Origin of the sequence: Algoriphagus sp. Y33 (assembly GCF_014838715.1) — a bacterium.
GTDB lineage: Bacteria > Bacteroidota > Bacteroidia > Cytophagales > Cyclobacteriaceae > Algoriphagus.
Map to the genome: position 1 here is coordinate 1,047,007 of NZ_CP061947.1, position 20,842 is coordinate 1,067,848.

Consider the following 20,842-nt stretch of genomic DNA (forward strand, 5'->3'; position numbering starts at 1 on the left):
AAGAGAGCCTATAATTTTGCTCATTTGCCAATTATTAGTTATTTCGATAGAAAATTACCACTATGAAAACGTACCAAACTATTTTATCGGCAACATTGATTGCCATGGTGTTTACTTCATGCAGTGAATCTAAGACTTCTGAATCCTCTGAGTCCGAAGTTGCCGTTGAGACTAAGGAAGCTGCCGAGACGGTGGAGTCCAGACCAAGCCCGTTGATGGAAAAGACAGGGCAGATTGCCGGCAAAACATTTAAAATACAATACGGTTCTCCTGCGGTGAAAGGCAGAGAACTGTGGGGAGACTTGGTGCCATATAATGTGGTATGGAGGACTGGTGCCAATGAAGCTTCTTATGTGGAGTTGGCTGAGGACATGACTGTAGAAGGAGATAGACTGCCTGCAGGCAAATACTCTCTGTTTACAATTCCAAAAGAGAGTGGTCCGTGGACAGTGATTTTCAATTCAGAATGGGATTTGGAACATGGACATTTTCAGTATGACGAAAAAAATGATGTGCTAAGAGTAGATGTGACTCCCATTTGGGAAGAGTCCAGCCAAGAGTCTTTATCAATGGACATTGAAAGCCCGGGAATAGTGATTCGCTGGGAAAAACTAAAGTTGCCCATCAGTATCAATTAGAAAAAACTTTACATTTGTTAAGCCCTCAATAATTTGGGGGCTTTTTTATTGGATAGACCTTAAAAGGAAGGCAGAAATTGCTTAATAATTATAGGATTAGGCTAAATTAGTCACCTTACCCTTACCTAAACTTGACCCCATGAAGTATGTAGGCTTTTTAGTTGTTTTGGCTCTGTCAATCACACTTGCACTAGTGGTTTCCCAACCATTTGGAGCTATTCCACCGTTGGCACCTTTGCTGGATCCTTACCACGGGTTTTGGCAGAACACCCTTTCTGAAGACGCATTGGCTGTAGATGAATTGGAACTCAATAATCTAAGCAGTGAGGTTAAGGTGATTTACGATGAAAATCTGATTCCTCACGTATTTGCAGCTAACGAAACTGATTTATATAGAGCCCAGGGATATATCACTGCGAAACACAGACTTTGGCAAATGGAATTCCAAACAATGGCCGCAGCAGGAAGAATATCCGAAATTGTAGGGCCAATTGCATTGGATCTGGATAGAATGACCCGGAGAAAAGGACTGGCTTATGGGGCTGAAATGGGAATGAAATTCATCCAAGAGAATGATTCAGTGTCTTTCATGTTGCTTGAAGCCTATGCAGACGGCGTGAATCAGTATATTGATCAGTTGTCAGATGCCAGATTACCTGTAGAATACAAAATCCTTAATTATAGACCGGAACACTGGTCGGCTTTCAAGTCAATTCTTCTGTTGAAGTACATGACAGATATGCTGGTTGGCGACAGGGATTTGGAGTATTCTAACTTACGTAAAATTCTAGGGGAAGTGATGCTGGACAAACTTTACCCGGAATATCCAATTGGGGTAGAACCAATAATAGAACCCGGCCACAAGTGGGGATTTAAGCCGCTTTCGGTTTCAAGACCTGATAGCATTAACTACCCTGATGATACTTTGGTGATTGATCCTTTGCCGCAGCCTGAGGAAGGTACAGGTTCGAACAACTGGGCAGTATCAGGTTCGAAAACCAAAAGTGGAAATCCGATTTTAGCCAATGACCCGCATTTGAGTTTAAATCTTCCCTCGCTTTGGTATTCCATGCAATTGACCACACCTGAGCATTCTGTCAAGGGGGCTACACTTCCCGGTGCCCTGGGGGTGATTTCGGGATTTAATGAAAATATCGCTTGGGGTGTCACCAACGCAACCAGAGATACGCGGGATTGGTATAAAATCACTTTTCAGGATAATGCAAGAAAAGCTTATCGCTATGGCGAAAAGTGGGAGCAGACTACATTTAGAATAGAAGAAATAAAGGTGAAAAATGAAGAAGTTTATCTAGATACTGTAATCTATACACACTACGGGCCTGTAGTCTATGATAAGACCTTTAATTCAGGTCGTCAGGATGTGAATTTTGCCTTGAAATGGAATGTACATGAAGGCTCAAATGAACAGAAAACTTTTCTTTTGTTGAATTCTGCCAAAAACTATGAGGATTACAATGCCGCTTTAGATCATTTCACTGCGCCTGCCCAGAATTTCGTATTTGCATCCAAAGATGGAGATATAGCCATGCGTATTCAGGGCAAATTCCCTTTGAAATGGAAAGGTCAAGGGAAATTCTTTATGGACGGGGCTGATCCACGAATGGAATGGCAGGGTTATATCCCAAATGAACAAAATGCAGCTACATTGAATCCTCCCCGTGGTTTTGTGAGTTCAGCCAATCAGCACCCTACAGATTCCACCTATCCCTATTATGTTTTTGACAATAGCTATGAGTTTTATAGAAATCGTCGGTTGAATCGCCGACTTGAGGAAATGGGCAACATTACCATTGAAGATATGCAAGGGCTTCAATTTGACGATTATTATCTACATGCTTCGGAAGCATTACCGGTTATGCTGGAATTGCTCGGAGGAGAATATTCAAATGACGCTGATGGAAAGAAATATCTGGCTCTATTGAAAGAGTGGGATTATTATGCTGACCCAAATCAAAAAGCACCGACCCTATTTTATATTTGGTGGAGGAAAATGTATAATCAGATTTGGAAAGAATTATCAGAAAAGACAGTGCCGGTCGTATTACCGAGTTACTATCAGACCGTTCATTTCTTAAAGAATGAGCCTGATGGAGCATTATTTGATTTGAAAAATACTGCAGGACTGGAGACTGCCACGACTCATGCAAGAGAAGGTTTCGGAGAGATGCTTTCCGACATGAAGAGGTGGGAAGCGGATGAAGGTGATTTTTCGTGGGCAAATTACAAAAGGACTACAATCCAGCATCTTGTACCCCAGTTTAAACCATTTTCAGTGCAGAATGTATACACTGGTGGAGGCTCGGGTATTCTGAATGCTACTAGCGGAAGACATGGGGCAAGCTGGAGAATGGTAGTGGAACTAGGGTCGGAAGTAAAGGCTTTCGGAATATATCCCGGAGGACAATCGGGCAATCCAGGGAGTAGATACTACAGTAATTTTATCCAGAAGTGGGCAAATGGTGAGTATTTGAATTTCGATATCAGAACTTCTGATCAGACTGAAGGCATATTGTTCCAAACTAGTTTAAACTAAGAGTTATGAAATTTATTTTACTCACCTTTCTTACAGCTATACTTGTGCTACTGCTCAACCCATTTATGCCTTATTGGGCTGTAATGATAGCTGTAGCAATCCTTGCTGCGTTTGCCGATAGTCCTGGAGGAAGGGCTTTTTTTGCAGGCGGTTTTGGAATGGGACTGGCTTGGTTGGGTCAGAGTTTGTACATCACCACTATTTCCGGAAGTTCATTACCTGAGAAAATGGGAGAATTGATGGGGCTGGGGTCGGATATGGTCCTTTTTGTCATCACGGGATTCTTAGGGTTTTTAATTGGGGCTTTTAGTGCATGGACAGGAGGCTTATTGAGGAAACTGTTCAAGCGGAAGCCGGATAATATTTATAAAAGTTATTGATTTAAATAGAAACTAGTTGTGAGCCGTCATTTTTAATCAAAAACTTACAATTTGTTTTTCCTATTCAATGCAATGAGTACCTTTGTTACTCACTATTAGGGTGACTTTTTATGCTTGAATCCTTAATTACCTCTAAGACAAGATTGAGGTTGCTTATTAAGTTTTTTGTGAACTCCCAAACGCAGAGCCATTTGCGAGGATTGGCCGATGAGTTTGGGGAATCTACCAATGCGATACGCAAAGAGTTGAATAATTTGACTCAGGCTGGGATTTTGGTAAAGGAAACTGATAAGAATAAAATTGCTTACAAGGCCAATGTGCTGCACCCATTTTTTTCTAATATTCAAGAAATCATCCGTAAGTATCTGGGGCTGGATAAATTACTCGAACAGATATTAGAGCGAATGGGAGAAGTAGGCCAAGTAATTCTGGTAGGTGATCTTTCCAGAGGTATCGATTCGGGTAAAATTGACGTAGTGGTTACGGGCGATAATTTGAATGAGAATTATATCCTAAATCTTTCTGCTAAGATAGAGGAGTTGATAGATAGAAAAGTGGTATTGACATTGCTGGCTGAGAGGATGAGTTCCACGGGTCTGGTTTTGTTTGATAGAGAAGTAGGAGCTTAGATTGCTCAGGGCTTTGGTTGTTGGTTTTGGAGATAGGCGCTTTTGTGACTGAAAGGGCGAAGCTGTGCGGAATTGTTTGAGAATCGGCGAAAAAGCTGAAATTAGCAGTCTGGTTATTAGCAAAAATTGAATTGAAAACGAAAATTATTGAATTGAAAAAATATACTTGGTTGATTGATCTTAGAAATTGCCTTGCGCTGGCAATCTTTTTATTGGTGGCCTTTGCAGCGCAGAGTCAGAGCTTATCAGATATTCAGAATCTCAAGGTAGACGATTTGTCCGATGCCCAGATCGAGCAATTGATCAAACGGGCGGAGTCAAGCGGGATTGCTGTTGGCCAAATAGAATCACTAGCCAGAGAGCGGGGAATGCCTGCCGTAGAGGCGGCAAAACTCAGAAATCGAATTAATTCTTTGCAAGCGAGAACTTCTACGAATAATAACAAAAACTCGCAGAATTTCGGGAATGGGAGGCAAGTGAATGGCTTCCAGCAGGAAGATATGTTTGACTCTATAAGGAGATCGGATCCCTATTATGACCTAACTTTAAAGCAAAAGAAGATTTTTGGATATAAGCTTTTTCATAATAAGGCATTGGATTTTAGTCCCAGTCTCAATGTTCCTACACCCCAGAACTATGTTATAGGATCAGGTGATCAATTGCTGTTGGATGTCTATGGCGCATCCCAGCAATCTTATGATTTAAGCGTCTCGCCTGAAGGGAGGGTGTTAATTCCCAACGTAGGGCCTGTCCAGGTGGCCGGTGCCAGTATAGAAGCAGCAACTGCGAGGATTATCACAGCCCTATCTAGAATATATTCAGGCTTGTCGGGAAGCAACCCAAACACATTTGTCCAACTGAGGCTGGGAAATATCAGGTCAATTAAAGTTTCGATGGTTGGTGAACTTACCATGCCTGGCACCTACACTTTGCCCTCATTTGCAACAGTTTTCAATGCGCTTTATGCTGCTGGTGGACCAAATGAAGATGGAGCCTTCAGAAAAATCCAGATTTATAGAGATAGTCGATTGGTGGCTACGGTAGATATTTATGAGTTTCTGTCTAAGGGAATTCAAGATGCCAACATTACGCTTCAGGATAATGATGTGATCATAGTACAGCCTGTACAAACCAGAGTAGAAGTAATAGGCCCTGTGCGAAGAGAAGGGCTTTTCGAAGTAAAGCAGGGGGAAGGATTGGATGAATTGTTTACTTACACAGGTGGTTTTAAAAGTTTAGCCTATAGAGATAGGGTGACTGTCAGGAGAATTGAGAATAATCAACGAAAAGTGATTGATGTAGCATCTAGCGATTTTGCAGCATTTTCCCCGAAAGATGGTGATGAAATCTTAATTGGTGAGGCGCTAGACAGGTTTTCTAATCGGGTACAAGTGAGTGGTTCGGTCAATCGTCCGGGAGAATATTCATTGGGAGATGAGCCGCTGACCGTAAAAGTACTTATAGAGAAGGCAGATGGATTGCGTCCTGAGGCTTTTTCCAACAGAGCGACGCTTTATAGGACTAGTGAAGACCTCACTTTGGCAGCAGAATCTCTGGATTTGAAAGGAATATTAAATGGCACGGCAGAGGATATAGTATTGAAAAATGAGGACTTGCTTTTTATTCCTAGTAGATATGATATTCAAGAAGAGTATTATGTGAAAATATCTGGTGAAATCAGCATGCCGGGCACCTATCCTTTTGCTTCAAATATGACAGTGGGAGATTTGATTTTGAGATCGGGTGGACTCTTGGAATCTGCTTCTAATTCCTCCATTGAAATTGCAAGACGGGTTCGGGACATGGCATCAGGTAAAATTGCTGAGATTTCTACTTTGACAATCGATGCTGATTTGCAATTGACAGAGGCAGAAAAAAACCAGCCTCTCCAACCCTTTGATCATGTATTTATAAGAATCAGTCCCGGGTTTGAAAAAGAGCAAGTGGTCAGCGTCAAAGGTGAAGTTATGTATCCGGGGGATTTTGCAATAAGCAGTGCGAATGAGCGTATTTCTGATGTGATTAGGCGTGCAGGTGGGTTGTCTCAATTTGCCTATCCCAAAGGAGCCAGCTTGGTTAGAAGAACGGTTTATTTTGAGGATTTGACGGAAGAAGAAAAACGCTTGGAGCTGTTAAAAGAATTGAAAAATAATCTTGATTCTTCCACCAATAGAAATAACAATGAGGCTGAAAGAATTCTATTTGAAAGAATTGACACAAAAATTTCGAGGAGTGAGTTAGAGCTTTTGAAGAAAAAAGAAGCTGAGGAGAGGAAAAAAATGTCTAACAGTTTTTCTGCCATGGATTCTTTGAGATTGGATTCGGCCTTGAATGCAGTGCGGATGAAAAAGCAAGATTTGGTGGGGATAGACTTGGTTAAAATCATGCAAAATCCAGGTTCAGATGATGACCTTCTTTTGTTGGAAGGGGATGTGATTCAGATTCCAAAGGAACTGCAAACGGTAAGGATGGTGGGAGAGGTACTGTTACCTACAACTACTAGGTTTGATAAAAGGAGCAATTTGAAAAATTACATCTCCAAAGCCGGTGGATTCACCGAGGAGGCAAGAAAGTCTAAAACCTATGTGGTCTATGCCAATGGTGATGTAAGAAGTACGCAAAATTTTATAGGGATTAATATTTACCCCGCATTAGAGCCAGGTGCAGAAATTGTGGTTCCTACTAAACCAAAACGTGATAGATTAAGTGCTGCCGGTTGGATAGGATTGGCCTCAAGTTTGGCCACCTTGGGTATTTTGATTGATAGACTACTGCCCTAATCGCTTAAATTTATTGTCGATAACCGCAGCCTTGATAATGGCCTGTTGGGATTTGTGTAAGAGCATGTCCCGACAAGCCCTTAAAATTCCTGACGATAATAAGATGTGAAAGCTATTTTAGACTGCAGTGATTTTTAAAAATAGTGGTATTTCGGGTTTAAGCAGTTTGTATCGCCCTCAGGATATGCTCAAAGGATTAATTGTACATTGATAGAGACAGAGAATAAATGATAATTGCAGGTGCTGGGGGACATGGGAAAGAAGTATTGTATTCTTTGCATAATTCAGGATATGATGTAGAAACTATCTGCTTTTTCGATGAGAATAAAGAATGCACAGCTGTTAGTTTTAATGCCTATAAAATACCGGTGTTTTCATCCCTATCTGAATTGATGGATCAGCTTGCTAAAGACCCTGGTTTTTGTCTGGGGGTAGGAGCCCCCATTTCTAGAAGAAATCTTTATAATTTCATGACTAAGATAGGAGGTCAATATCATCCTTTGAATTTTTCGGGCGTCGAAAATCAAAGTCAAGGAGATTTAATGCCTTTGACGTTTCTTGGTCCAAATGTATTGATGGGCAAAGGTGCTTTATTAAATAGTGGGGGGCAGATTCATCATGATTGCTCGGTAGGAGAATTCTCTGAAATTGGTCCTCAAGCAATGCTTCTTGGCGGAGCCAAAGTAGGAAGGTTTTGCAGAATAGGAGCAGGAGCAGTGGTCTTGCCTGGAGTGAAATTAGGGGATGAGGTTGTAGTGGGAGCCGGTGCTGTTGTTACTAAAAACCATCTTCAATCTACAGTAATTAAAGGCGTTCCTGCAAAGTAAGTTGTTTATTTAAGCACAGTGGTAGTACTTGCGGCAGAGAATATTCTTTTGACGTTTTGAATTAAAATAATGTGGGAATAATTAAAATAATGTTTAAGAGATATTTTAGCAATTTTAGCTATTTCTATTCCCATCTTAGATATCGGGTCTTCATATCCTTGGGATTAAGCCTGGCAGTGGGTGTTTTAGATGGGTTTGGCTTGGCGATGTTTATCCCGCTACTCCAGATGATAGACAATAGCAGCAGTCCAAGCTCAGAAAATATCGGAGGGATGAAATTTCTTGTTGATGGATTAGAGCAGGTAGGTTTGGGGCTGACGCTTCAGACGGTGCTATTTTCCATCATGTTTTTTTTCATTCTGAAAGGGTTGTTTAAATTCTGCCAAGGCTATTATAATGTCATCACGCAGCAATTGTTTATCAAAAAACTGCGAACCGATTATGTCAAAAAATTAGGAAATTTCCGATTTGAGTCTTTCGTCAACATAGATTCCGGAATGGTTCAAAATACCCTTGGAGGAGAGGTAGGGCGTGTTTCTACTGCTTTCAAAACTTACTTCAGTACCATTCAGGCGGGAATTATGGTGTTTGTTTATTTGGCATTGGCCATGATTACAAATTTCCAGTTTGCATTGTTGGTTGCTGTAGGGGGCGGGTTATCCAACCTTCTCTACAATAGGATTTATAAACGAACTAAAGAAACATCCAAGAAAATAACTAAGGGAGGTCACGCGTATCAAGGGCTTATCATTCAAAAAGTGGCTTTTTTTAAGTATTTAAAAGCTACGGGTTTAATGGATAAATTTTTTGAAAAAATCAAAAGCTCAATTGATTATATAGAGAATAGTAATAAGAAAATTGGTTTTTACAATTCCCTTGTTGTTGCTGCCAGAGAACCAATGGTAATAACCGTAGTTGTTTTGACAATCTTGATTCAGGTAAAGGTGTTTTCAGAAAGTATCGGTGCAATTATCCTTAGTTTACTGTTTTTCTATCGCTCTTTAAACTCACTGGTAGAATTACAAAATCAGTGGAACAATTTTTTGAATGTAACCGGTTCTCTTCATAATATGATAGAATTTGGTAGGATCTTAAATAATTCTCAGGACACCGACGGTGATGAGAAATTCAGTACGTTAAATGACTCAATAGAATTTCAGCAGGTAAGCTTTTCTTACGGCGACAAGGCTGTTTTGAAAGATATAGACTTGAAGATAAAATCCAAGACTACTATTGCTTTAATAGGAGAGAGTGGAAGTGGGAAGACAACACTGGTAAATCTTATAGCAGGATTGTTTAAACCTGAAAAGGGTTCTATTCTTTTAGATAATACTGAGCTTAACAAGTTACAAAAACAAAGCTACCAAAGTCGCATTGGGTATATTACACAAGATCCTGTGATCTTCTCTGATTCTATATTCAATAATATTACCCAGTGGGCACCTAAGACAGAAGAGAATATTCAAAAATTCTGGGACGTACTAAAAAAAGCATCAATTGATAATTTTGTTTTAGAATTGCCAAATCGGGAGGATTCTTTATTGGGAAACAATGGTATTCAGGTGAGTGGAGGCCAAAAGCAACGTCTTTCAATTGCTAGAGAACTTTATAAAAATATTGAAATTTTGATCATGGATGAGGCCACCTCATCACTTGACTCTGAGACAGAGCGAATCATTCAGGATAATATAGATTCTTTGAAAGGCCAATACACTATAGTTATAGTGGCTCATAGGCTTTCGACTATTAAAGCTGCTGATCAGATTTTTCTTTTAGACAAAGGTGAAATTGTAGCGAGTGGTGATTTCAAGACCTTAGTTGAAAAATCAGACCAAGTTCGCAAGATTGTAGAGTTACAAGAAGTTTAATAAAAGATGTTTACTGACAAATCAATTTTAATTACCGGAGGAACCGGCTCCTTGGGAACCGCACTGACCAAGCATATTTTGGGAAAGTATCCAAAAACTAAGCGCTTGGTTATTTTCTCCAGAGATGAACAAAAGCAATATCAGATGGCTCTGGACTTCCCCTCAGATCAATTTCCAATGATAAGGTTTTTTATCGGTGATGTCAGGGACAAAGAAAGATTGGTCAGGGCCATGAAAGGGATAGATTTCGTCATTCATGCGGCAGCCATGAAGCATGTACCCATAGCTGAGTATAACCCCGATGAGTGCATCAAAACAAATGTGTATGGTGCTCAAAATGTGATTGACGCTTGTTTTATGACAGGAGTCCAGCGCGTAGTCGCATTGTCCACGGATAAGGCATGCGCTCCTATTAATCTGTATGGTGCTACCAAGTTGACTTCCGATAAGCTGTTTATTGCAGCAAATAATATTAAAGGAGAAAATCCAATAAGATTCTCTGTAGTCAGATATGGCAATGTAATGGGGTCAAACGGCTCTGTTATTCCTTTTTTTCTTTCCAGAAAAGAAAGTGGGATTTTGCCGATAACAGACCCTCAAATGACCCGATTCAATATATCCTTACAGGGAGGTGTAGAAATGGTGATTCATGCATTACAGCATGCTTGGGGTGGAGAATTGTTTGTTCCTAAAATACCATCCTATAGAATTATGGATGTAGCGGAAGCAATAGGTCCTGATTGTGAAAAACCAATTGTTGGAATCAGACCTGGAGAGAAAATACATGAAGAAATGATCACTTCCTCTGATTCATATTTCACCTACGATCTTGGAAAGTATTACGCAATTCTTCCGGCTAGCCATAAATGGAAGTTGGATGATTTTATCAGTGAATTCACTGCAATAAAAGTAAAGGAGGGTTTTCAATACAACTCAGGTGAAAATACCGAATGGGAAACTGTGGACAGTATGCGTAAACTTATTCAAGAACACGTAGACTCTTCCTTTCATATAGTATAAGATGATGCCAATTCCCTATGGCCGCCAGTGCATCACGGACGAAGATATAGAAGCTGTAATTCAGACTCTTAAATCTGACTACCTCACCCAAGGGCCAAAAATCAAAGAATTTGAGGATGCTTTTGCTCATTATGTAGGTGCAGACTATGCCGTTGCGGTAAGCAACGGTACAGCAGCCCTTCATCTCAATTGCATTGCACTGGGAGTCAAACCCGGGGTAAAAGTTATTACCACGCCGATTACTTTTGCGGCATCGGCTAACTGTGTTCGTTACTGCGGGGGAGAAGTTGTTTTTGCGGATATAGATCCCGATACATATCTGATAGATATATTAAAAGTCCGGGAGTTGTTAGAAAAAAGCCCTAAAGGAACTTACAGTGGAATTATTCCTGTGGATTTTGCAGGAAGGGCGGTAGATCTTGAAGCTTTCCGTAAACTTGCGGATGAATATGGTCTATGGATTATAGAAGATGCATGTCACGCACCCGGAGGTTTTTTTGTGGATAGTACTAAAAATCAACAGTCCTGCGGGAATGGAAACTATGCTGAATTAGCAATCTTTTCTTTTCATCCTGTTAAGCACATTGCCGCTGGTGAGGGTGGAATGATCACCACCAGTTCCAAAGAATTGTATGAAAAATTGCTGATGCTTAGAACTCACGGAATTGTCAAGGATAATTCGAAATATCAGAATACAGGCACATTTGCTACAGGGGTGGATAAAGGTATTGCGCAGGAAGAACAGACGGATTATCCTGCCTGGTATATGGAAATGCAGGAACTTGGGTATAACTATCGCCTTACAGATATCCAAGCTGCTTTGGGATTAAGCCAGCTGGGTAGAGCAGATGATGGGATACAGCTACGCAGGGAGATTGCTGCAAGGTATCAACAGGCATTTTCGGATAGGAATTTTGTCCTTAGTCAATCAGGAGTAGTCGAAGGACATGCTTACCATCTATATATTTTGGAAGTAAAAGATCGTTTAGGCTTGTATAACTATTTGAGAGAAAAGTGCATCTATGCCCAGATTCACTATATTCCGACACATTTGATGCCATATTACAGAGAGCTGGGGTGGAAAGAAGGGGATATGCCTTTTGCCGAGGACTATTACAGGAATTGTATCAGTCTGCCAATGTTTCCTAATTTCAGTAATGAGGAACAGGAATTTGTGATTAAGACAATACTGTCCTATTATTCTGATGAGAGATAATCCTTAGTGAATTAGCTAAACTTATAATTATATCTTAAAAGTAGTGTCTAAACCAACTCCGGAGAAAAAGCTTTGCATAATACCTGCGAGGGGAGGAAGCAAACGCATTCCACGAAAGAATATTAAGGATTTTTTGGGGAAACCAATTATTGCATACTCTATTGAAGCTGCACTCAACTCAGGGCTTTTCGATGAGGTGATGGTATCTACCGATGATAAAGAGATTGCAGATATAGCCAAAAAGTATGGTGCTACAGTGCCGTTTTTCAGATCCCGGGAGACTTCAGATGATTATGCGACTACCGTTGATGTCCTTCTTGAGGTATTGGCGGAATATAAAAAAACAGGAGTCTATTTTTATGCTGCCTGTTGTATCTATCCTACAGCTCCTCTTATTCAGCAGCAGACCCTGGGCAAAGGGCTAGAAAAGCTTCTCAACGAGCGTTTAAATGTCGTATTTCCAGTTGTTTCCTTTGGTTATCCAATTTGGAGAGGGTTGCAATGGGAATCGGATAAGTTGGTAATGGTATGGCCGGAAAACATCAATAAAAGATCGCAGGATTTGGAGGAAATTTACCATGATGCCGGCCAGTGGTATTGGTTTATAACCGAAACTCTGCAAACAAATAAGAAGTTGATGGGTGAGAACTCAAGCGGGATAACGATAGATAGACTGCAGGTTCAGGATATTGATACCCTCACAGATTGGAAGCTGGCTGAATTAAAATATGAACTCCTACACAGTCTTAAATAAGCAAAAATTCTCTCTTGGTAAATATTCTTTAGTTCCGATAAGGAATGAGGATAAGTTTTCCATTATGAAATGGAGGAATGATCAAATTTATCATTTACGTCAAGCCAAACCTTTGACTGTTGATGACCAAGAAACTTATTTTAACGAGGTAGTTGCAAGACTTTTTAAACAACAAAACCCGGATCAAATTCTTTTTTCATTTTTAGAAGAAGAAAAGTGTATTGGATATGGGGGACTTGTTCATATTAATTGGACTGATAAAAATGCTGAAATTTCATTTGTAATGGATACTGCTTTGGAAGATCATTTTTTTAAAAAATTCTGGCAAATATATCTCCGACTAATAGAACAGATAGCTTTCACAAATCTTTGTCTTCATAAAATTTTCACATTTGCATTTGACCTTAGGCCTTATTTATATGAAGTTATTGAAGAAGTTGGTTATAGAAAAGAAGCAAGGTTAAAGGAACATTGTGTTTTCCATGGTAAATTTATTGATGTGATTATTCATTCCAAATTATCAGTTGATAATTTCTTTTTGAGTGTAGCGACTGAACGTGACGCAAAACTTCTGTTCCAATGGGCCAACGATCATGCTGTTAGACAGAGTGCTTTAAATAATGATCCCATCGAATGGGAATCCCATTTAAAATGGCTGAAATCCAAGTTGAATTCTCCTTTCACTAGAATTTTTATCCTTTACCAAGGCAAGCTTCCTTTGGGACAGATTAGGTTTGATTACAATATCGATACTTGGGAAATTGATTATTCGGTTGATCAGCAATTCAGAGGCAAGGGCTTGGGAAAGAAAATGGTTGAACTTGCAATATCAGAATTTGAAAGTCCATGTTTGGTGAAAGCTAAAGTAAAAAAGCAAAATGTGGCCTCATTAAAGGTCTTTCAGAAACTGGGGTTTGAGCAAATTCATGTCGATTCACCTTTTGTCACTTTTCAAAAGAATATATTATAATTATTTACAATGATGACAGTGGTCATATTTTCTATGTTTTACCTCCTGCCTGCTTTGGTAGGCACTGAAGAGCTAAGATAGATGACAGAAAGCTGTTTTAGTTAGTCCCGTTAGTTGTCAGGATTACCGAATTCTATATTACTTTAAAATTTTACTGGTACAGTAGTTGAGATTTATAAATACTTCAACAATGAATAAATTAGTGCTCTTGTCAGAGAAAAAAATGCATGAGGAGATTTTTTTAAATCTAAAAGTTTTATTTCCTTATTACGATTGGATACTAATTAATTCCAAAGCTGATTTTAATCTTTTATTACTTCAAGAGCTTGATCCTGAGAAGATATTTATCCCTCATTGGTCTTATATAATCCCTGAAGAAATTTATTCCAGATTTGAATGCATAGTTTTTCACATGACAGATTTGCCTATGGGAAGAGGAGGTAGTCCTCTTCAAAATCTGATTGTCAGAGGTTTTAAGGAGACAAAAATATCTGCACTAAGAGTAGAAAAGGGGATTGATGCAGGTTCGATATATATCAAATCCCCTCTTATGCTGTATGGAACCGCAGAAGAGATTTTTTTAAATGCTGCCAGTATTATACAGGAAATGATAGCTAAGATTATTATTGATAACCCTAAACCTACCCCTCAAGTAGGAGATGTAACAAATTTCCGACGAAGGAGACCAGAAGATAGCGATATTAAAAAATTGAAAAGTATAGAACAAATTTACGACTATATCCGAATGTTAGATGCAGAGAATTATCCTAAAGCATATGTAGATATAGGAGACTTTAGGTTAGAATTTTCAAGGGTTAAAAAGGAATCTCATCAGACACTTTTAGCAGATGTTAGAATCATTAAGAAATAAAAGAATTATGGTGGTAGTTGCCCACCCGGATGATGAATTACTTGGTCTTGGAGGTACCATGAACCGTTTGATTTTGGAATTTAACATCACAACTCATGTAGTAATCCTTGGAGAAGGCATTACTTCGCGCTCAGAAGAGAGGCATTCAAAGAATTGGGAGAAAGAGTTGAAAATACATAAGGAGAATATTAAGAATGCACAAATGGCAATTGGATACCATTCGGTTATTGCCTATGATTTTCCTGATAATAGATTTGATACTGTCGCACTGTTAGATATTATTAAAGTGGTAGAAAAAGAAAAGAGGGGATTTAGTCCTGAAATAATATTTACGCATCATGGGGGGGATGTCAATATCGATCATCAAAGAACATTTGAGGCTGTAGTAACTTCATGTAGACCTATGGAACATGAAAAAGTAAATACTATTATAACATTTGAAACTCCTTCAGGAACTGAATGGCGAGTTAATTCCGATCCTAGACATTTTTTTCCCAATTTCTTCGTTTCTATATCCAGAGAAAATTTAAATGCTAAGATCAAAGCCATGGAATCTTATGAATTTGAAAGCCGTCCCTTTCCTCATCCAAGGTCTCCAAAGGCACTGGAAATTCTAGCACAGCGTTGGGGTATTGCTGTAGGAAAAAATTACGCAGAGGCTTTTCAAATTGTCAGAACAATAAATATATAGAGTATGAGAATTGGTAATTTCAATCTTAAGGATGATTCGGAAATTTTCATTATCGCAGAGCTGTCTGCAAATCATAATGGGAGCTTTGAAGTGGCTATCGAAACAATTCGTGCAGCCAAGCGAGCAGGGGCTAACTGTATTAAACTACAGACTTATACGGCGGATACAATGACTATAAAGTGCGATAAAGATGATTTTTTAATCCAAGGCACTATTTGGGAGGGTCGGAATTTACATGAGTTATACACCGAGGCCTATACTCCATGGGAATGGCATAAAACCCTTTTCGAGGTTGCTGAAGAAGAAGGATTGGAGTGTTTTTCATCACCATTTGATCCTACTGCAGTAGATTTTTTGGAAACATTAAATACACCAGCTTATAAAATTGCTTCCTTTGAAATCACGGATATTCCTTTGATCGAGTATGTTGCTTCCAAGGGAAAGCCAGTTATAATTTCTACAGGAATCGCAACTAAAGAAGACATCGAGTTGGCACTTGATGCATGCTATAAAGCAGGAAACAGGGATATCGCATTACTGAAATGTACTTCTAGCTACCCTGCACCTATCGAGGAAGCCAATATGATCATGATTAAAGATATGGCCGAAAGATACGGGGTTGTCACTGGACTTTCTGATCATACGCTTGGAATTACTGTTCCGATAGTGGCTACTTGCTTTGGTGCTAAAATAATTGAAAAACATTTTATACTCGATAAATCAATTGGAGGTCCAGATTCATCTTTTTCATTGGATGAGCAGGAATTTTCGGAAATGGTGAGAGCTGTAAGGGATGCAGAAAAAGCACTTGGCGAAGTGAATTACACACCTACGGAAAAGCAGCTTTCCGGAAGGAATTTCAGCAGATCCCTTTATGCCGTAGAAGATATTAAAGCCGGGGAGTTGATCACAGCCCAAAATTTAAGATCTATTAGGCCGGGCTTCGGACTTCATCCAAAGCATTATGAAAAGCTTTTAGACACTTACGCATCCAGAGATTATGAAAAAGGTGATAGATTTACACTCGATTAATTTTCAATTGTTTTTTCATTTACCCTTGCATCCATTTATCAAATGATATCAGTTACCAAACCATTTCTACCTCCTAAAAATGTATATGATTCCTATTTGGAAGGCATTTGGAAGCGGCAGTGGCTGACTAATATGGGGCCGCTTGCCAGTGAGTTGGAAATGCGTATAAAAGAGCGGGAAGGGTTGAATCATCTGCTATTTGTATCAAGTGGGACTATTGCCTTGCAAATAGCCATAAAGGCCTTGGGATTGAAAGGGGAAATTATTACCACTCCATTTTCTTTTATTGCCACCACTTCTAGCATTGTATGGGAAGGTTGTCAGCCTGTCTTTGTTGATATTGAAGAAACATCCCTGAATATTGATGCCGATAAAATTGAAGCTGCGATTACTGAGAAAACCACCGCAATTTTGGCTACCCATGTTTACGGTAATCCATGCGACGTTGAGAGAATTGCTGAAATAGCCCAAAAACATAACCTAAAGGTAATATATGACGGGGCACATGCTTTTGGAGTGAGGTTGAAAGGCAAGTCTATATTTGATTACGGCGATGTGTCCATTTGTAGTTTGCATGCTACCAAGCTTTATCATTCTATTGAAGGTGGTCTATTGGTGACTCAGGATAATGCGCTTCTGAAGAAAATGGAGTATATGCGTAATTTTGGTTTTGCAGGTCCTGAAAGATTTGCTGAATTAGGGATCAATGGGAAAAATTCTGAATTCCACGCAGCTATGGGCTTGGCCAATTTGGATTACCTGGATTCTATCCTTGTACAGCGCAAGAAACTAACTGAGCGATATTGGTTACGTTTGGATAAGGCCAATTTAGTATCTCCTGTTTGGCATAAGTCTGCAACAAATAATTTTGCATACATGCCGGTAATATTTGAGAATGAAGAGACCTTACTCAAATGTATGGAACAGTTAAAGTTAAGGGAGATTTATACCAGAAGATATTTTTATCCGTCGCTAGCCGCAATTTTGCCTTATTTGACACCAGTCAGTATGCCTGTTACAGAAGCCATGGCGGTTAGAATTCTCTGTCTTCCGCTTTATTATGATTTAGCAGTAGAAGAAGTAGATCTGATTTGCAGGATTATGCTCAACGCAAAAAACAACTAAAATCTAGTTAATGAAATTTTATACTATTGGGATTTCCTGTATTGGAAGTGGAGTAGGTGAGTCCGTTATTAATTCCTGTCGTTTGTCGGGTTTACCATTGAAGACTGTGGGACTGGGGACAAACCCTTTCGCCTATGGGGCTTATGCATGTGATACATTTGATTACACGCCTACTATATATGCATCAGATTTTGTAGATAAGCTAATTGAAAAATGCAAAAAACATCAAATCGATCTACTTATTCCCGGTAGAGATGATGAAGCACTGATATACGCTAAGAATAGAAAAAGATTTGCTCAAGAAAATATCGCAATCTTGGCTGCAGGTGAAGAAATAATTTCTATTTGTAGAGACAAGGAAAGGATGAGTCTGGAGTTAAATCCAATTGTAGACGTTTTTGTTAAATGCTATGATAAAGATAATTTACAAGGACTTATTGAAAGTGGTGAAGCTGAATATCCTCTACTTGCAAAACCCCGAAGTGGTTTTGCGTCTATGGGAGTGGAGATTATCAGAAGTGAAGCAGATCTGGTGAAAATAACCGATGATCATATTGTGCAGGAACTTGCAGTGCCCTTGCCTGATGATCCCAACTATCAACTTTATATAAATGGAATAGCCAAGAACCAGAATCCCCAGGTTTCCGAGATTTCAATACAACTAGTATTATCTCAAGAAGGAGAAATAATTGGTAAAATGGCTTCCTTTAATAAATTAAGCAACGGAGTTCCTATTGAGATTTTACCTTATGAAAACGATCAAATCTGGGCTGTAGTGGATAAACTACTCCCTGTTTTCAAAGAGAAAGGCTTGGTGGGGCCTCTGAATATACAAGGAAGATTGACCAAGAAGGGACTCAAAATCTTTGAGATGAATCCCCGATTCACGGGGATTACAGGTATGCGGGCATTGATGGGATTTAATGAGGTAGAAGCTTGTATAAAAAGTTGGCTTAATATAGATTCGAGTGTTTACCTTAAAATCAACAATAACCGTTTTGGGATACGGCAGACTACTGATAAAGTACTCTCGTTTGATAGAAATGAACTCGCTCAGTCACTCGCCCAACAAGTCAGTCCACGTATATTTCCCTTGACTAAGACGGTTCTAGTTACAGGAGCCTCCGGATATTTGGGAAGAAGCTTGGTAGAAGAATTACATTCCAACCAAGAGGTACGGGTAATTGCTATGGGAAGAAGTGCCGAAAAGCTAGAGAAGCTTTTTAGTAAGTCCGGAATTGAGTTTTATGATTATTCGGCTCTTTTCAATGGCGAATTCTCGGTAGGAAATATAGACATTGTAATCCATTCGGCATTTGCAAGACCTCACTGTACTGAAACTGAAATAGCAGAAAGCTTGGATTTTACGTCCAACTTATTTACATGCTTGGCACGACATCAGATTCCGTATATTATTAATTTATCCTCTCAGAGTGTATATGGTCAGACTCTTACACCATTATGGAAGGAATCTGATCCTGTAGCCCCCACTATGCCCTATTCGCAGGCTAAATATGCCTCTGAATTAATGTTAAAATCAATTTCTAAGTTGTACCCGCATATTACTACCACCTCCTTAAGATTAGCAGCAATATCTGGTGGGAAAAAGGGATTGGTTCCGGTCGATCTTCTCTCAAAGTTGGTTCTAAAGGCGGTGAGAGGTGAAAATCTTGTAATAGTTGGAGGAAAGCAAGAGTTGGAAATTATGGATGTGCGTGACGCTGTCAGATATATTGTCCGCTTCACTGAGCAAATAAATCCTTCATCAGAAGCAGTTTACAATTTGGGTGCTAATGGCATTTACAATATAATGGACATCGCTAAAATGGTTAAACGTGTAGTTGAAGATATATCTAATCAGACAGTTGTTGAATTGGAGTTGAAACCCTCAGAGGCTGATTTGAAATTTGGAATGGACTCTTCACGAATTGAACGTAAATTGGACATATCTCCCGAATATAACCTTGAATCTACAGTAAGGTCTCTGGTTTCATTTTTTGATTCAAATCAGCGAAAATGAAAGTCTTAATTTTTGAAAGTTGGCACGAAGCTCCCCAGTTGGAAACAAGTCTGGAGTTGGCGGAAGAGTATGCAGAAAACGGTCATGAAGTTTATTATGTTCATATAGGAGGAATACTCCCTTATGTAGAATGGTACAATGGAATCAGCAAGGGGGTTTCCAAAAGTTTGTATCGCAAAAGTGTTCAGCACAAAATTAATTTAGCCCACAAATTAATAAATTCTCAAATCCAAGTAGCGACTGATTCCATGCTTTCTGGTCAAGAAATAGAATCGTTAAATGAGGAATTGACATTCAAGAATCTGGAGGAGCTAAAAGCATATGTATGGGATGGGATTGATGTTGGGTTAGCCGCTGCCTCTTCTCATATATCGGTCACCAATGATCTTGATCCGGATACCTTAGTACATAAAGAGGTGATCAACCGAATCATTCATTCCTCTAAGATTGTTGCTACATCCTTTCAAAAATGGTTGGATAAGGTTGCTCCGGATCTGGTGCTTTTCAGAAATGGAAGAGTAGCTACTTATCGTCCAATCCTTCGTATTTGTCAAAGGGAGAAACAACAATTTTTGGTTCATGATAGGGCATGTGACAAATTCCATTATTCTCTTGGACCAACCTATAGGCATGATTGGGAAATGAGGAAAGATGAACTGGAGGAAAACTGGGAAAAGTCAGTTCTTCCTATGAGTACAAAACAAAAAATTGGCCGCGATTTTTTTGAAGAAAGAAAAGTAAGGAAAAATGATTCGTTTACGGTATTTGCCAAGGACCAAAAGGTAGGCTTGTTGCCAAGTTCTTGGAATACGGAGAATTTCAATGTGGTTTATTTCAATTCCAGTATTTCAGAATATGCTGCCGTGGGAGATGAGGTAAACCCACATGTTCTTTTTGATTCGCAGGAGGATTCATTGGTTGAAATAGCACGCCATCTTTCCAACAGACCCAATACTAAATTATACCTGCGGCTTCATCCAAACCTGATTAATCAAAGTGGACGAGAGAAAGAATTGTGGTATAATCTTGAGTCGGATCAGATAGATGTCATCAAGCCTGATTCTCCTATTGATACGTATACACTCATAGAGCAAGCCGATTTGGTGATATGCTATCTATCCACGGTGGGTGTAGAAGCGGCTTACAGTGGCACTCCTACCATTTCACTAAGTCATTCTTTGTATTCAAGGTTAGATGTGGTTTATCAGCCTGCTACAAAGGAAGAATTGTTTGAGTTGCTGGATACTGAAAATTTGCCTGCCAAACCCAACGAAAGATGCCTTGAATATGGTTTTTACATGAAAACTCACGGAATAAAACATAAGTATTTCCAGGCGCTCACTCATCGCAGCGGAAGATACAAAGGAGTTGATTTGCAGAAACTTGATTTTAAACAGACAAAGAAAAAGTTAATCAGTCCGATCAAGAAAATTTATAAAAAGTTTATCAAAATGAATAAAGGCTAAT

The 20,842-nt window shown here is 39.3% G+C and carries 17 protein-coding genes; all 17 read left to right on the plus strand.

Translation table 11 applies throughout. From position 1 onward, the window contains the following. Positions 1-62: 62 nt before the first annotated feature. The 17 genes from ID165_RS04385 (at position 63) to ID165_RS04465 (ending at position 20,841) form a co-directional block, all read left to right on the plus strand. Positions 63-638: a DUF2911 domain-containing protein gene (locus ID165_RS04385; RefSeq protein ID WP_192349167.1), complete on the plus strand. Its 576-nt coding sequence runs from the start codon at positions 63-65 to the stop codon at positions 636-638. A 139-nt stretch (positions 639-777) separates the two neighbouring features. Next, a complete protein-coding gene (locus ID165_RS04390) occupies positions 778-3,192 on the plus strand; it encodes a penicillin acylase family protein (RefSeq protein ID WP_192349168.1) in 2,415 nt (804 codons plus the stop codon). Positions 3,193-3,197: 5 nt separating this feature from the next. Continuing rightward, positions 3,198-3,572, plus strand: a complete 375-nt coding sequence (locus ID165_RS04395; protein WP_192349169.1) for a hypothetical protein — start codon at positions 3,198-3,200, stop codon at positions 3,570-3,572. Between the two features lie 167 nt (positions 3,573-3,739). After that, the gene (locus ID165_RS04400) at positions 3,740-4,201 is read left to right on the plus strand and encodes an ArsR family transcriptional regulator (protein ID WP_370539734.1); all 462 of its coding nucleotides are present in this window, start codon (positions 3,740-3,742) and stop codon (positions 4,199-4,201) included. Between the two features lie 131 nt (positions 4,202-4,332). Continuing rightward, positions 4,333-6,981, plus strand: a complete 2,649-nt coding sequence (locus tag ID165_RS04405; RefSeq protein WP_370539735.1) for an SLBB domain-containing protein — start codon at positions 4,333-4,335, stop codon at positions 6,979-6,981. 227 nt (positions 6,982-7,208) lie between these two features. Then, the gene (locus tag ID165_RS04410) at positions 7,209-7,808 is read left to right on the plus strand and encodes a DapH/DapD/GlmU-related protein (protein WP_192349171.1); all 600 of its coding nucleotides are present in this window, start codon (positions 7,209-7,211) and stop codon (positions 7,806-7,808) included. Between the two features lie 89 nt (positions 7,809-7,897). After that, complete coding sequence (locus tag ID165_RS04415) at positions 7,898-9,676, plus strand: ABC transporter ATP-binding protein (protein WP_192349172.1); 1,779 nt, start codon at positions 7,898-7,900, stop codon at positions 9,674-9,676. A 6-nt stretch (positions 9,677-9,682) separates the two neighbouring features. After that, entirely contained in the window at positions 9,683-10,696 is a 1,014-nt protein-coding gene (gene pseB / locus ID165_RS04420) for a UDP-N-acetylglucosamine 4,6-dehydratase (inverting) (RefSeq protein ID WP_192349173.1), read from the plus strand. A gap of 1 nt (position 10,697) precedes the next feature. After that, on the plus strand, positions 10,698-11,912 hold the full coding sequence (gene pseC, locus ID165_RS04425; RefSeq protein WP_192349174.1) for a UDP-4-amino-4,6-dideoxy-N-acetyl-beta-L-altrosamine transaminase: 1,215 nt from the start codon (positions 10,698-10,700) through the stop codon (positions 11,910-11,912). Positions 11,913-11,955: 43 nt separating this feature from the next. After that, positions 11,956-12,666, plus strand: a complete 711-nt coding sequence (gene pseF, locus ID165_RS04430; protein ID WP_225586980.1) for a pseudaminic acid cytidylyltransferase — start codon at positions 11,956-11,958, stop codon at positions 12,664-12,666. Further along, entirely contained in the window at positions 12,641-13,636 is a 996-nt protein-coding gene (locus ID165_RS04435) for a GNAT family N-acetyltransferase (protein ID WP_192349175.1), read from the plus strand. The genes pseF and ID165_RS04435 overlap by 26 nt, the downstream gene beginning before the upstream one ends. Positions 13,637-13,826: 190 nt before the next feature. Next, positions 13,827-14,507 carry a methionyl-tRNA formyltransferase gene (locus ID165_RS04440; RefSeq protein WP_192349176.1) on the plus strand — a complete coding sequence of 227 codons (681 nt, stop codon included), beginning with the start codon at positions 13,827-13,829 and terminating at the stop codon, positions 14,505-14,507. Further along, on the plus strand, positions 14,485-15,198 hold the full coding sequence (locus ID165_RS04445; RefSeq protein WP_192349177.1) for a PIG-L deacetylase family protein: 714 nt from the start codon (positions 14,485-14,487) through the stop codon (positions 15,196-15,198). Before ID165_RS04440 ends, ID165_RS04445 begins: the two co-directional genes overlap by 23 nt. A 3-nt stretch (positions 15,199-15,201) precedes the next feature. Beyond that, positions 15,202-16,230 carry a pseudaminic acid synthase gene (gene pseI, locus ID165_RS04450; protein WP_192349178.1) on the plus strand — a complete coding sequence of 343 codons (1,029 nt, stop codon included), beginning with the start codon at positions 15,202-15,204 and terminating at the stop codon, positions 16,228-16,230. A 42-nt stretch (positions 16,231-16,272) separates the two neighbouring features. Continuing rightward, positions 16,273-17,355, plus strand: a complete 1,083-nt coding sequence (locus ID165_RS04455) for a DegT/DnrJ/EryC1/StrS aminotransferase family protein (protein WP_192349179.1) — start codon at positions 16,273-16,275, stop codon at positions 17,353-17,355. 10 nt (positions 17,356-17,365) lie between these two features. Then, positions 17,366-19,375, plus strand: coding sequence for an NAD-dependent epimerase/dehydratase family protein (locus tag ID165_RS04460; RefSeq protein ID WP_192349180.1), 2,010 nt, complete (start codon positions 17,366-17,368; stop codon positions 19,373-19,375). After that, positions 19,372-20,841 carry a hypothetical protein gene (locus ID165_RS04465; protein WP_192349181.1) on the plus strand — a complete coding sequence of 490 codons (1,470 nt, stop codon included), beginning with the start codon at positions 19,372-19,374 and terminating at the stop codon, positions 20,839-20,841. Before ID165_RS04460 ends, ID165_RS04465 begins: the two co-directional genes overlap by 4 nt. Position 20,842 lies beyond the last annotated feature (1 nt).

Coding starts and splice junctions, on each gene's coding strand:
- ID165_RS04455 (WP_192349179.1), top strand. CDS start 16,273: ATGATATCAGTTACCAAACCATTTCTACCTCCTAAAAATGTATATGAT.
- ID165_RS04440 (WP_192349176.1), top strand. CDS start 13,827: ATGAATAAATTAGTGCTCTTGTCAGAGAAAAAAATGCATGAGGAGATT.
- ID165_RS04395 (WP_192349169.1), top strand. CDS start 3,198: ATGAAATTTATTTTACTCACCTTTCTTACAGCTATACTTGTGCTACTG.
- ID165_RS04460 (WP_192349180.1), top strand. CDS start 17,366: ATGAAATTTTATACTATTGGGATTTCCTGTATTGGAAGTGGAGTAGGT.
- ID165_RS04465 (WP_192349181.1), top strand. CDS start 19,372: ATGAAAGTCTTAATTTTTGAAAGTTGGCACGAAGCTCCCCAGTTGGAA.
- ID165_RS04385 (WP_192349167.1), top strand. CDS start 63: ATGAAAACGTACCAAACTATTTTATCGGCAACATTGATTGCCATGGTG.
- ID165_RS04435 (WP_192349175.1), top strand. CDS start 12,641: ATGAACTCCTACACAGTCTTAAATAAGCAAAAATTCTCTCTTGGTAAA.
- pseC (WP_192349174.1), top strand. CDS start 10,698: ATGATGCCAATTCCCTATGGCCGCCAGTGCATCACGGACGAAGATATA.
- ID165_RS04415 (WP_192349172.1), top strand. CDS start 7,898: ATGTTTAAGAGATATTTTAGCAATTTTAGCTATTTCTATTCCCATCTT.
- pseI (WP_192349178.1), top strand. CDS start 15,202: ATGAGAATTGGTAATTTCAATCTTAAGGATGATTCGGAAATTTTCATT.
- ID165_RS04445 (WP_192349177.1), top strand. CDS start 14,485: ATGTTAGAATCATTAAGAAATAAAAGAATTATGGTGGTAGTTGCCCAC.
- pseB (WP_192349173.1), top strand. CDS start 9,683: ATGTTTACTGACAAATCAATTTTAATTACCGGAGGAACCGGCTCCTTG.
- ID165_RS04390 (WP_192349168.1), top strand. CDS start 778: ATGAAGTATGTAGGCTTTTTAGTTGTTTTGGCTCTGTCAATCACACTT.
- ID165_RS04410 (WP_192349171.1), top strand. CDS start 7,209: ATGATAATTGCAGGTGCTGGGGGACATGGGAAAGAAGTATTGTATTCT.